Origin of the sequence: Haloplanus sp. HW8-1 (assembly GCF_023703795.1) — an archaeon.
Classification (GTDB): domain Archaea; phylum Halobacteriota; class Halobacteria; order Halobacteriales; family Haloferacaceae; genus Haloplanus; species Haloplanus pelagicus.
On sequence record NZ_CP098519.1, the window covers coordinates 13,529 to 26,548 of the forward strand.

Annotated in this window: 12 protein-coding genes; 9 read left to right on the forward strand and 3 right to left on the reverse strand. The window is 56.6% G+C overall.

The features are described 5' to 3' along the window. Nucleotides 1–134: 134 nt before the first annotated feature. Nucleotides 135–431: a DUF8152 family protein gene (locus tag NBT82_RS20465; protein ID WP_089767370.1), complete on the reverse strand. Its 297-nt coding sequence runs from the start codon at nucleotides 429–431 to the stop codon at nucleotides 135–137. A gap of 182 nt (nucleotides 432–613) precedes the next feature. On the opposite strand from NBT82_RS20465, the gene NBT82_RS18470 reads away from it, so the two are divergent. The 3 genes from NBT82_RS18470 (at nucleotide 614) to NBT82_RS18480 (ending at nucleotide 5,289) form a co-directional block, all read left to right on the forward strand. Further along, nucleotides 614–1,411, forward strand: coding sequence for a sulfite exporter TauE/SafE family protein (locus tag NBT82_RS18470; protein WP_089767371.1), 798 nt, complete (start codon nucleotides 614–616; stop codon nucleotides 1,409–1,411). Nucleotides 1,412–2,026: 615 nt separating this feature from the next. Then, nucleotides 2,027–3,610: a transposase gene (locus NBT82_RS18475; protein WP_251331437.1), complete on the forward strand. Its 1,584-nt coding sequence runs from the start codon at nucleotides 2,027–2,029 to the stop codon at nucleotides 3,608–3,610. A 446-nt stretch (nucleotides 3,611–4,056) separates the two neighbouring features. After that, entirely contained in the window at nucleotides 4,057–5,289 is a 1,233-nt protein-coding gene (locus NBT82_RS18480; RefSeq protein WP_251331438.1) for a phage integrase SAM-like domain-containing protein, read from the forward strand. Nucleotides 5,290–5,379: 90 nt separating this feature from the next. Here the strand turns inward: NBT82_RS18480 and NBT82_RS18485 are convergent, their stop codons facing one another. Beyond that, nucleotides 5,380–7,245, reverse strand: a complete 1,866-nt coding sequence (locus NBT82_RS18485) for an MBL fold metallo-hydrolase (RefSeq protein WP_251331439.1) — start codon at nucleotides 7,243–7,245, stop codon at nucleotides 5,380–5,382. Continuing rightward, entirely contained in the window at nucleotides 7,242–8,138 is an 897-nt protein-coding gene (locus NBT82_RS18490) for a hypothetical protein (protein WP_251331440.1), read from the reverse strand. The genes NBT82_RS18485 and NBT82_RS18490 overlap by 4 nt, the downstream gene beginning before the upstream one ends. Nucleotides 8,139–8,266: 128 nt before the next feature. On the opposite strand from NBT82_RS18490, the gene xseA reads away from it, so the two are divergent. From xseA to NBT82_RS18520, 6 genes are all read left to right on the forward strand, one after another. Beyond that, a complete protein-coding gene (gene xseA, locus NBT82_RS18495; protein ID WP_251331441.1) occupies nucleotides 8,267–9,319 on the forward strand; it encodes an exodeoxyribonuclease VII large subunit in 1,053 nt (350 codons plus the stop codon). Between the two features lie 3 nt (nucleotides 9,320–9,322). After that, a complete protein-coding gene (xseB, locus tag NBT82_RS18500) occupies nucleotides 9,323–9,505 on the forward strand; it encodes an exodeoxyribonuclease VII small subunit (protein ID WP_251331442.1) in 183 nt (60 codons plus the stop codon). Between the two features lie 221 nt (nucleotides 9,506–9,726). Beyond that, nucleotides 9,727–10,005, forward strand: coding sequence for a hypothetical protein (locus NBT82_RS18505; protein WP_251331443.1), 279 nt, complete (start codon nucleotides 9,727–9,729; stop codon nucleotides 10,003–10,005). 6 nt (nucleotides 10,006–10,011) lie between these two features. After that, complete coding sequence (locus NBT82_RS18510; protein ID WP_251331444.1) at nucleotides 10,012–10,431, forward strand: DUF7985 family protein; 420 nt, start codon at nucleotides 10,012–10,014, stop codon at nucleotides 10,429–10,431. Between the two features lie 27 nt (nucleotides 10,432–10,458). Next, on the forward strand, nucleotides 10,459–12,192 hold the full coding sequence (locus tag NBT82_RS18515; protein ID WP_251331445.1) for a DUF8186 domain-containing protein: 1,734 nt from the start codon (nucleotides 10,459–10,461) through the stop codon (nucleotides 12,190–12,192). Next, complete coding sequence (locus NBT82_RS18520; protein WP_251331446.1) at nucleotides 12,189–13,019, forward strand: hypothetical protein; 831 nt, start codon at nucleotides 12,189–12,191, stop codon at nucleotides 13,017–13,019. The genes NBT82_RS18515 and NBT82_RS18520 overlap by 4 nt, the downstream gene beginning before the upstream one ends. Nucleotide 13,020 lies beyond the last annotated feature (1 nt).

Genomic DNA, 13,020 nt, shown 5'->3' on the forward strand with positions numbered 1-13,020 from the left:
CTGGAACACACTTTAGTAACTTATACTGGTTTCTTTAACGAAAGTGAATAACTTTGTGTAGTTTAATTTGGTTTCTCTACCTAGTAGAATTTAATATGTGGCGAGAGGGCTATTGCGTACAAACAGGACCACCGTCATTTGTTAGCGAGAACGACTCGACAGCATTCAATCGCCGCTTCGATGTGGCGGTCGGCGACGGAATCATCCGTTTCGTCAGCCGACTCAAGCAGTGTAGCAACTTGCCGAACCCGTTTCTGTCTGGTTTGCGTGTCAAGATCATTACTAGTAGCATCGCGGGCGACGGCTTCTGCCTCTCCGAGCCATCGGTTCGTCGCTGGCGGTACTGGGCGATCTGCGGTCGCAGTTAGGTGGGTCGCCAGTGCGTCGACCGCAGCCCGCGGCTCGGTTGGGATGTCGATTTCGTCCGTCATTGTTGGTGTATTCGCATCCACTGTGAAGAATTGTTGCGCCAAGCTACACTCCAGATGCTTGCGAATGTCTCTAGCCTAGCACGACCTCTTGTTCGCCTATCGTAACATGTCTGCGGTATCTGTCTGGGCTTGTTCGAGAGACACACCAGACGACACAACCCCATGCGCAACCGAGAACGACTATGATCGAGTCGCTCCTCCGGATTGACGTCATGCTCTTCGTCCTCATCGGCGTACTGGGCGGCGCGCACTGTATCGGGATGTGCGGTCCGCTTGTGACGATGTACTCGAAGCAGATGACGCCGCAGCCTGACGGCGGGGCGGTGACGGCCAACGACGGGCGTGCCGGTCATCTCACGACCTACGAGGTTCGCCAGCACTTCCTGTTCAACGTCGGCCGGGCGACGACGTACGCAATTTTTGGGGCCCTCTTTGGTGCACTTGGGAGCGTCGTGTTCGTCACCGCTGACCAGTTGACACCGATCGCTGATCTCCTGCGGGGTGCTGTCGGTCTCGCGGTAGGGGGATTCATCGTGGCGACGGGCGTTCGGTACGTCATCGGGGGGAGTGGAGGCGATATCCGAATACCCGGCGTACAGCGCGTCACGTCGTGGCTTGCGACGAGAGTTCACCGACACGTGAATAGCCCGAGTATTGTCGGCCTCGGCGCCGTCCACGCGCTTCTTCCCTGCCCGATGCTGTATCCCGCGTATCTGTTCGCCTTCGCGAGCGGATCCCCGACCACTGGGGCAATCGCTCTCGGCGCCCTCGGTATCGGGACGATCCCGGCCGTCTTCCTCTATGGAACGATTATCCAGTCGATCGACGTTGCCCACCGGCGTCGAGTCCATCGGTTGCTTGGCGTTGTGTTCGTTGTGCTGGGGTACGTGTTGTTCGCGCACGGACTGATGGCACTCGGTATACACCTCCCACACCCAATGTTCCCACATTATCAGCCTCTCGGTGGGATGGGACACTGACGCATTCGATAGATCTGTCGAATTAGTAGCTAATCCAGTAGATTTCTCAGGGCAGAACACGGGATATCGAGGCGAAACCGTGACCTGAGACCGCGGCAGACCCAACAGACAGGTCTCCTAAGTTGATATACACCCGGAATCCAGACGGGGGTCTGTTGAGGATTTTAAAGACATTACACACCTCGTCTGGTCCTGTACCTCACGTACGGACTCTTTCCATATCACTTCGATATATCGAACAACTGGACAGGGGGGAGACCGTAATTTCAGACCACTCTCGTGTCGACTGGGAGATTCCGGGAGGAACTGACAAAAAGAGGCCAATACCGACCGAACTGGATACTTTATCGGATGCGACTGGGCTAACTTACGCCAACAAAATAGACGTGATTGGGGATATAGGGCCGGATTTAATGGGGGTTCTCTGAAACAGATGAATCCAAAGCATTTGCTAATAATCACGTCGGATCGACTATCGGGTCCAAGAGTAGCGATCGACCACCCGTCGATAAAATCCAAATGACAGAGATAGAGTAAGTAGACCACTTTACTGTTAACCGCCTCAGAAATCACATGCACTGTTCTGACGACTCAACTCGCGACGAGCGTCTGTGAATGCGCTCTCTGTGTGAAGCGTACCAACTGGGGATTACTATTCGGAACAAACTCAAAGAAACCGATCTCGTCACCGCGTTCGAGAAGCTCGATCATTCGATAGATGCTATCGAAGACGGGTATCCAGCGTGGCATCCTGCGCCGCTCTCCTTTCGCGCAATGGTTCTCTCGTTCGTGTTCATGGAGATAACGGGTGACTCATACGCCAACTTCACTCGACGACTCACCCGACAACCGGAAGTAGCGACTATCCTCGGCTTCAGTCGAGTGCCCGACGAATCAGCATTCTCTCGTGCGTGGCGAAATCGATTCGACGACGCGACCCACGAATACATCCACGCTGCCGCCCACTTCGTTGTCAAAGAAGTCCATGATCGCAGCATCTCAGCGCCGGAGGTGCGGCCTAAGGCAGAGATCGTCGACAATGAGCAAGAAGATACAGACTCAGTAGAAGACGAATCCTTCTCACAGGAGGAGATTGTTCAGACAACGCGCCTCGCGCGTGATCACGCCTTCGGACACTTCGACTCTGATCGGGCGCCGAACGCCTCGTACGAGGACACGCAATTTTTCGAGTTACAGACATTCATGGGGATGGTTCGGTGCGGAGCCACGCAGGGAGCTACTCGCTTTCAGTACCGGCGTGGCGAGGACTACGGCCCGCATGGCGATACCCACCTTCGCACCGTCAAGCAGTTCGATCCTGACGAGCTCGTCGACGGCTTCAACGAGACAACGGATCGCTTGCTTTCCGTGATTGCTTCTGAAGCATCGTTCCGCCGGCCAGTCACTGCCGCGATCGATATCACGACCATTCCCTACTACGGGGATGTCGAAGGGATGCCGATGGTCAGTGGAACGAAGGACAGAGACGGTCGAGCGTTTAAATTTGCGACCCTCTCGATCATCGGACAGAACATCCCGCTGGTCTTAGCTGTCGAGCCGGTTCGAGAGAGTTCTGAGTGGGATGAGAACCCGTCGAATCAGATCCATCGTACTGTTCGGCGACTCGTTCGACGAGCGAAAGAGCATGTTCCAATCGAGACAGTGCTGTGTGATCGGGAGTTCGATTCGATACGCGTGTTTCAGACGCTCTCAAACCTCGATGTGAACTACCTCATTCCGAAGCGAGTCTCCAGCTCTGAACGGGATGTACTCAAACAAATGGGGGAAGACGACCAAGAGGTGGCTGTTGAGTCGGCTTCTGTCCATGTGGAATCTGGATCGCATCCAATGCGGCTCCTGTACGTGCCGTCGACGAGTGGGGAAGGAACGGCCGTCTTCGCGACGAATTTCCGAGTGGGACCCGGTGAGGCCGAGACGTTCTGTAGACGGTATAGTCACCGGTGGCAAATCGAGAGCGAGTACAAATCGATCAAAGGTGACTTTCTCGCGAAGACCTCCTCGAAAGACTACCGCGTTCGCTTGTTCTACTTCGTGTTCGCGGTCCTCTTGTACAATATCTGGCGGCTCACCGACTTCCTGCTGAAAGCAGGCGTCGACGGTGAGATGGACTACGCACCCGTGTTGACTGCGGGTGAGTGTGTTGAACTCGTTGCCTCGTCGTTGATTCCACACGACTAACCGGCTGATACCCCACTGAGTCCGCCTTTTGGGAGTGACAACCCTAACCAGGAGCGGCAGAATCTGCGTAATTTCGCACGTTCGTCCGGTAGATGCGAACGGTAGTGATCCAAATCAGGACTGGTCGGCGAGAAGAACCAACGAATTGATGCTAATTCGACCTGAAACTGGCCCATCCTCCGAAACTGTGGGAGACCGTCGGCTCAGATTTGGTATAGCGGTATATAATTTATAAGCCCGGTTTCTTGGCTATTAACACTGCTACTGCCGGAATTCGGTACCTCAGGCAAATACGCGTCTGGGCGTGATTACACCAATAATCACGACCACTTTGAAGTACCCCGCCGCCGTCGGTGAAGCACGGATGCTACAACCGCCTCACGACGGCGCTTCCCCCAGGGTAGAGGACCCGAGACCGGGCCCGCAGGACGGTGGAGGGCCGGTGAATGCCTAACCGAGCGCTTTCGACGCCGTTCGACGACAGCTTCGAGCGCTACCTCCAAGACAAGGGGAAAGGCCGCGGCGGCGACGGTGGGAACTATCGACGTAACGCTGCACGCGAGCTCGAACGATTCGCCGAGTGGGCCGCCGGCGACCGCCGCGCCGACGACTGGACCGGGATCGTCCCCAACGACGTCGACCGCGAGCCGACCTTTGACGATCTCGACGAACGCGTGTTCCGGGAGTACGCCCGACATCTCGGTGGTGACCGTGGCCTCAAGCAGAACACCGTCCAAACCTATTACCGCTATATCTCTGCGTGGTGTGGCTGGTGCGTCAACGAGGGATATCTCGAGGCGCATTACGCACAGCGGGCCAGTGCGATGGCGCCGCTGCCGGAGGACGACGGCCGCAAGCCCGGCGACCAGCAGGCCTGGACGTCCGAACAGCGCCACGCCCTCACCCGCCACGTCGGCGAACGGGCCCGCGACGCCGTCGAGGCGTACACGACACTCCCAGAGGATACTGACCTCCTCGACAAGCAGCGAGCACGCTATGCGGCGCTGAAGGCGGCTCGTGACCGGGCGCTGGTGTTCGTCCTCGCGTACACCGCTGTTCGGGTCGGGGAGCTACTTCGGGATCCGAACGACCCACGCCGGCGGGGCGTCCGCTGGGAAGACCTCTCCCTTGACGACGGGAGTATGGACGTCTATCGGAAGAAACAGCAGTGGGACGCCGCCAGTCTTCCCGACCCGGTGATCTCGCCGCTACGGAGCTACCACCAGCTGATGAACCCGCCGACAGAGCGCTGGCCGGTGTTTCCGACGTTCGACCAACGGACGCTCGCGGGACTCGTCTTGGATGAGCTCGCCGACCGAGGGGAACGCCCAGAAGCAATTACTGAGCGGCGTGAAGAATACGCTCGCGACCTACTGCTTGCGCTCGATGAGGACATTCGACCGCCGTCGATTACAACAGATGGAGCACGGTCGGTTCTCCAGCGACTCTCAGAGGCTGCCGAGATCGACATCGACCATCCGAAACACGACTATCTTGCACCCCACGGCGGTCGACGTGGGATGGGTGAGGTCCTCGTCCGCGCGTTCGGGTACACCGTAGCAGCTCGGTATCTCGATAACTCCGAAGAGATGGTTCGCGAACGATACTCATATATCGAGGCTGGCGAGTTGGGGGACGTGGCCACGGAGGCTCTCGAAGAAATTGATGATGTCGGGTAGATCTGAATCTCCAGTAGATGAGGTAGACATCATAGAGCCAATCCTATGATCCGGACTGGTGTCTTCGGCTATGGAGACGCTCTGACTCGCTCAGTTGGATTGATTCTCTTCAACTGCTTCACGGACAATCTCGTCCATCTCATCTCGGACAATTTGGCGTATATCTTCTTCCGAAAATCCACTATCATGTCGTTCAACGGCGAGCTGACCACTCAACGTGCGCAAGGCTAATTCAAGAGCTTCGATTTGATCACTGAACTCGGATAACGTCCCGTGGACTGCGTCTGAACCGAATTGGGCACTATCGCCAACCTCAATGTCAGCACCACGCTCGTCTAGTATTCGCTTCGCAGGCCTGTCACCCACGATCTCTTCTTCGGGAAGATCCGGCGACACAGATACCGGATGCATCATTCCCGTCAACTGGATCTTGGAAACCGAGTCTAGATTATCTCTCAAGTGCTGCGCCATCTTCTCTTGTTGCTCCTGTTCACCGTGAATAAGGTACACTTGGGATGGTGAGACTTGGCGAGCGAATTGAAGCAACGTATTTCGCGCTGCGTGAGCTGAGAGGCCATGATATCGACTTATCCAGCTTACGGGCACCTTCACGCGGGTTCCCTCGCCCTCATCTGGTATCCCTCCGTTAAGTCCGTTCGAGGGAAGAGTGACACCAACTCTCTCGAGATCTTCCTCAATAGCGTCCTCCAATTGACGACCAGGTGTCCCCTCGGCTTGATACCCACAGAGAATTACGCGTGCATCATCGTACCGCTGGCAGAATTCAAGTAAGTAGGTCGGTGAGAACCCACCCGAGAGCATTCCAGATGGAGCAATGATGATCGGTGTCTCATCAGCTTCGAGCAATTCTTCGCGAGACATCGGCATTCGTCTAGCGGCCGATGCCTGATCGAAGAGGAATGGTTGTTGGTCACCTGAATTTACTATGTAGTTCCGAATCGATTCGGCTGCGAACTCGCTTCTACAGTGCTCGTTATACGTGTCAGTGGCGCTTTGCGCCATTCCATCATAGACTACGTTGAGCTGCTTTCGGTCCTCTTCAGGAAGCGTATGAACCCGGTTTTTGAACATATAGAGCAGCTCTTGGGAGCGTCCAACCCCGAAGCAGGGGATGAGTACTGGCTTCCCATCGGTGGCTGCGTCGATGGCTTCGTTATAGATGTCCGTTCGGGTGTCAGTGGCACTGGTATGCGAATGGGTGTCCCCATACGTCGATTCAAGGAAGAGGGCGTCAGCCTGCGGAGGCTCATCAATTTCGGGGAGATGATTCGACCGGCCGCCAATGTCTCCTGAGAAGACAACCCGTGAACCGTCTACTGTTAGTGCTAACCAAGCACTACCCAGTAGGTGGGCTGCATTTCCGAATTCGAAGTGAAGCGTTTCCGTATCTTCGATATGTGCGACGTGATCACTCAAATCTGCCGCCTGGTATCCACAGGGGCGGAATCGGTCGATAACTTTCCTCAGGTCTGTTTCCGAGTACTGTTGTTCTCTCCCCGGTTTTTGCGTCGCTCGCCGGTGAAGCTTCAGTGAATCTCGGAGTAATGTGTCTGCAAGCGCAGCTGTTGGCCTCGTTGTAATCACTGGTGCCTGATCAGAGAGGAAGTCGTGACTCTCCAACAGAGGAAGCGAGCCGACGTGGTCGATATGAGCATGGGTGAGAAAAACCGCGTCTATCTGTCCCTCATCGAGTCCCCTCAAATCAGGGAATAATCCCCCGTCACCTTGATTCAGTCCGACGTCGACGAGATACGTTCCATTACGCGTCTCAACCTGATAGCAACTCCGGCCGATCTCCTTTGCTCCCCCACGAGGGATAACCACGAACGGGGAGTCGCTGTCAACCGAAATATCAAGATCAATCTCCCCACCGACTCGTGGGATGTATTCATTTTGCGACTCCTCGCCATCAGGTTCCTGAACTGTTTCACTCATCGTGACAGTACTTCGTTTGCGTAGAATCGCTCACTCGTTTCAGTACGTCCCTGTAGCTGAATGAACTCGAGAAGATCAGTCTCTGCAAGCTGTGGGAAAAATCGTTCAATTTCGGAGAGTACCGGATCAAGCGGCCGATGACTCTCAGATGCCGCAGCAACTTGGTCCAGCATCCAGGCAGCAGGAGTTGCATCAAGTTTGTCGACCCGCTCAGCTTCACCCTCTGTGAAGTATTTGTGTCGTCCCGCTGGTTGCTGTGTCTCTCGACTTGACCGAGCCGGTTTAGCCGTTGCTTCAGTGATTTGGATGAGCTGTGGGGGAGACCGCGTTTCACCAGGCATTGCAGTATCGAGGGAATCCCGAACTTCGGTTGCAGAGAGACTCCCCTCACGCCGGAAATACCCGAGGGTGATCTCCCCATGGTCACCGTACAATTCTGGCGTGGCGACGGTGTCACCTGTTTGTAGGTCGCTGGTTGTATACCGAGGTGCTATCTCGGCCACACAAAGGTCGGTGAATTGTAACCGATCTGGATCGACATGTGGTGAGTCCTCGATTTCATCTAACAGCTCAGAGAGCGAATCAACGAATTCTCGTGGTCGCCAGGCCGCTGCATTTCGTGGTGGCCGCTCTGCAGGATTATCGAAATAGACTGTGGATTGCGGGATGTATTCTCCCTGTGGAATTCGCACGTCTACAGGGTAATCTGGTGTCCTTAGCGACTCGTGTGTCCGGTCACCACTCGTCGATTTCTGAAGAGCAAATCGAATCATGACCGGGAAGACAGTATTTGGTAAGCGTTCTATCACCGTTCGCGGATCTGATTCATCCAAAATAACAGCTCCCCGGCTGCTTGTCTCTACAGAACTTGTATCGGAACCACTGTTGCTCATAATCCAGCCAAGGGCCCAACGGAATCTAAATGTCATCAAAGCGGAGTGAAAGTAAAATCGGGAAATGTTGAACGCATAACAGCGAAGATACCTTTTTCAGGCTTCTGTCCAGAAGATAGTAGACATATATGGCGGACGCATCGGATGCTGACCGGCAGGCGGTCGAGCCTGAGTCAGGAGAGGTCCTCAGCGTGTCACAGCTGAACGACCGGATTGTGTCGATCGTCCAGGACACGCCTGCCCTCAACGGCGTCCGCTGTATCGGCGAAGTCACTGATCTCCACCAGAACAGTACAGCGCTCTACTTCACGCTCACCGATGGCGACGCCGAGCTCCCCTGTATGATCTGGGCGAACCGCTATCGGAAGATGGACGCCGACCTCGAGGACGGCACCGAGGTCATCCTCGAAGGCGATATCGACTACTGGGTCGAAGGTGGGAAAATCGACCTCAAACCGTGGGAGGTGATCGTCGTCGGTGACGGCGACCAAGCGGCTGCCGTCGAGCGGCTGCGAAGCGAACTAGAAGAGCGTGGCTGGTTCGACGACGACCAGAAACAGAGCCCGCCGGCGTTCCCAGAGCGGGTTGGGGTCGTAACCTCCCTCCGTGGCGATGCCCGCTATGACATCCAGAGCGCGATCCACGAGCAGGACCCCACCGTCGATATCTTAGTGAAGGATGCGACCGTCCAGGGGTCGGAGGCACCGACGTCCATCGCGAACGGGATTCACCATTTGGATCGGTCAGAGGACGTCGATTCGATCATTGTCGGGCGGGGCGGTGGAAGCGATTCGAACCTTCAGGCGTTCAATACCGAGCGGGTCGCAGAGGCGATCTTCACTGCGAACACGCCGATCGTCACGGCAATTGGCCATACAGACGACCGGTTGATCGCGGACCGAGTGGCGGATATGACCGCGATCACACCGACAGCGGCCGGCGAGTACATCGTGAAATCCCGGAATGAATTCCTCGCCAGCGAAATCGACCTGCTTGAGCAACAGCTTGAGGCCGCGTACGAGACCTTTGAGCAGGAGCACGAACACGAACAAGAACTAACCGAGGCCGTTGAACAGGCGACCGCCCCTGAGGGGTTGTCGCCGGTCTACTACAAAGCCGCAATCGCCGTGCTACTGGTGCTGTTGCTGCTCATCACCGCACTTTGGCTAGGGGTGATCTAAATAATGGCGAAAGACCCAGAAATCAACCGTCGAGTCGACCAGGTCGAAGAGATCATCGACCAGCTCGATACGGATGACGTGTCGCTCGAGAAGGGTAAAGAATTACACAAAGAAGGAGAAGCTCTGTTGAACGAAATCCGTGAACAGCTCAACGAGGATGAGGGAACGATACTGGAGATTGAGTAGTCACTGAGAGGATCGGGGCAGTCACCTCAACTGATCAGAAGTCTAGCTTGAGTAATTCCGTCGAGACCCGCTAAGACCAGATGCTATTGTAGCGTTTATTGAAGTTTAAATTGGGATTATCTCGGATTAATCCTAGTTAACTAACGATCTCCACTTAATTCCTCAGAAGTATCGACCACCGTGCGCCAACACACAGTGTCGGTGGCCAAATTCACACAAATATGATTACCAGATCGGTGACCATCGAAGAGATTGACGAGCTATACTTGATGTGGAACGACCACATCAACGCTTCAGCCCTCTATCGTCGTGCCCTCCGCGAAGAGATGAATGTTCGTGGCGTGGATCCCAACGAATTCCGAGACCTCCTTGAGCGGGCCCGCGAGCAGGGCTACACACTCGAAGAGATCGCTGAAACCACAAACCGCTTCGCTGATCTCCAGTCGCTCGTGGAAGATACAGATCGCAAGCCGCCGGCTGGAGATACCCCAAACGAATAATTCGCGATGTCAGAGAACAAGACTCCCTCCGACTCTGAGCAAAGCGCTGAAAATCAGTCACTGTTGAACAAAAGTATCGCTCGGCAGGCGGGGCTCACGATCGTTTTCCTCAGCCTCGTCGCTGTGGAGCCAGTAGCCGCCCAAGACAACGCGGTCTGTAGCGCAGATAACCTCCCGAGTATGATTGAGGGATTCTTCCAGCTGACTACTGCGCTGGGGATCGTCGGCCTCGCCATCGTCTGGCAGGCTGACTCCCTCATCGAGATGTTCACCCTGAACCCCGAGCAGAAGAAGGGACTTAAGCGCCACAAGCGCTCCGCGATGAAGTCTGCGGTCGTCCTCGTCGTCCTTGGCCCGCTGTACACCGTCGCCGGGTCGATAATGGGCCTCCCGCTGGCAGAGTGCGTGGACCTCGTTCCCTGGTGACTACCCAGTTCCCACAACACACCCCTGATGATACGAGGAAAGCTCCCTGTATTCATCGCCGGCTTGCTCGCGACGAGCCTAGTCACGGGCATCGTCGCCGCTGACCCGCCGCGACCAGGTACGGAGGGGAACGGGCTTACAGAAAACGAGTCGGCAACTCTGTGGTCACGTGATGCGGACAACTACATCAGCCAGGAGGAGTACCGCCAGCGCTACGGCGAGGATCGCTCCGCCGTCCACCAAGTCGCCAACGGGACGGACGTTACGTTCAAACGGCCGCCCGCCACCGCGGCGACGTGGACGCGGAACGACTTCGAGGACATAAAAGCCGGCGGCCCAGATACGTCCGTGCATCCGCCGCACGCGGACCTCGAGGACGGCGTCTTCATCGAGGATGCTCACGCGACGATCTTCGCCGTCCAGCCCTCTACTCGTGGCCACCTCGAGTCCGGTGAAACCCCACTCTACATCGCGCCGAATGGGACGATGCGCGGGTTCGTTGATTACCGCGTTCGTGTGCCCAACGGGAGTACCTCCAGCAACACGACTATCTCGTGGTCGCTCACGGAGCACGAGATCGAAGAAGTCCGGTTGAAGAAGGACGGCGAGACCATCGCCGAGCGTGACGGGGCCCATACGCCTGCCCTCGACTACCAGATCGAGGACGACTGGAGTGCGAATCTCACGCTGGAAGCGGAGATTCACGTCCGGCTGAAGAAGACCGTCAGGACCGACCTGGGTGACCGGACGGACGTCGACGTCACCTATCGGACGGAATCACGCAACGTCTCCGATTCAATCGCCGTCGAGATCTACGACATCTCGGCGTACCCCTACTACGCCGAGTATCCGAACGGCGATGCCGGCGTGGCCATCTTCCAGTCGCGGCCGTGGCAGGGGTACACGCTCACGGAGGACGGTGAGGCACGGGTCCGAGGAATCTGGCGGTTCTACACCGCTCGGAACACCAACTGGGACACGCTCGTTCGGTCGAATCGGACTGCTAGTGCGACCGTTCAGTCGGACGCGATTCCGGTGTACGTCCACGCCTATCCCTCGCGGATCGGGCCGCGTGCCGAGCCGGTTCGAGACGGACCGGAACTCATCGAGACTTGGGGGACTGACCGCCCGTCACCAGTCGGCACCATCGGTGAGAACATCAATATCGACATCGTCAACCAGTCGTACACGACGACGTACGGCGTCGCCGTTCGAGCCGAGAACGTCGATCGAGAGGCGCTGCACGTTGCGGGTATCGTCCGGGGCGTGAATGCGTCAATCGTCGAGCCGGACGCCGTCTCCGAGCGACAGCTCCGCCGCAGTAATCTCACTGTTGAGGTCATCCACCAGAATCAGTCCCAAGCGACGCTCAGGGTCGAACTGCGGGACAATCAAACTGGTGCGCCGATTGCGCTCGACGATAGCCGTCAATATCCAATCGGCGGCACCACCCGAAACGGGTACATCACGGTCGCGGATCAGCGCGTCGAAACCAACGCCTCAGGGGTGGCGATCGTGACCATCGGCGAACCGGGCATCTACACGGCTCGGTACCACCCTAGTTCGTGGATCGGTCACGACCCGGCGTACGTGAGTGATACCGCGACGGCCCGGTGGCACCCTCTAGGGACGATCGACGGCTGGTTTGCGCTGGTGTTCGAGGTCGGCTGGCAGCTCCTGCCGTTCTTCGTGATGTTCTACGCTGGCAAGCGCCTCCTGCGGATGCTCGGCCCAGAAGACATCTTCCAGCAAAACCCATGACTCAGAACAATCCCCACCTCAGTAGACGGACCGCCCTCCGAACAGTCGCCGGCGCCGCTCTCGTGAGCGTGGCCGGATGCCTCAACAACGGTGATTCCCCGAATGGCGGGAACTCAACACCGTCTGATGAAGGGGGAATCATCCAGCAAGTCACCGTAGAGGGGACAGAACTCGTCGTTGAATACTCCTCAGAGGAGGGAGTCGATCAGATCAACCTCGTCCAGCCGAATGGGGAGCTGTTCGGTCAACGAGAGACCGCTGCTGGGTCGCAACAGGTCTCCTTCGAGATCGGAACTTCCTACGAGCCTGGAGAGTATACTGTCGTGGCCCTCAGCGGTGAAGAAACGCTAGCTGAGACTTCCTCAGCGATTCAGCCGGAAATTGGAATTCAAGAGGTCGGTCTTTATCGGAATAACCCTGAGAAGCCGTGGGACGAAGTCTACGGAGACACCGAGACGGATCGGCTAAAGAACGGGGAAGCGTACGTCACCGTCGAAAACACCGAAAGCGGACCAGAAGCGATTGTTGAGTTAATTTTCTCCGGTGATGTTCCAAACCCTGTCGAAGATCCCCAAGGTAGCGGGATGTATGAAACCGAACAGGTGGTGATCTCGCCGGGAGAAACTACCGACCTGTTCAGTAGTTCGTTCCCGTTTGGTTCTGAATCTGAGGAGGGAATGGGATGCTCCCCGGACGGGAACAGCGGCCAGTTCACCGTCACAGTCCGAACCCAGGTTGGCGGCGACCAGGTATCGAAATCCTTCGATGTACAGTACTCCGGATCCACGGAGATGAGTGACTGCGAGGTTTCAATCACGGAGGCCTAAC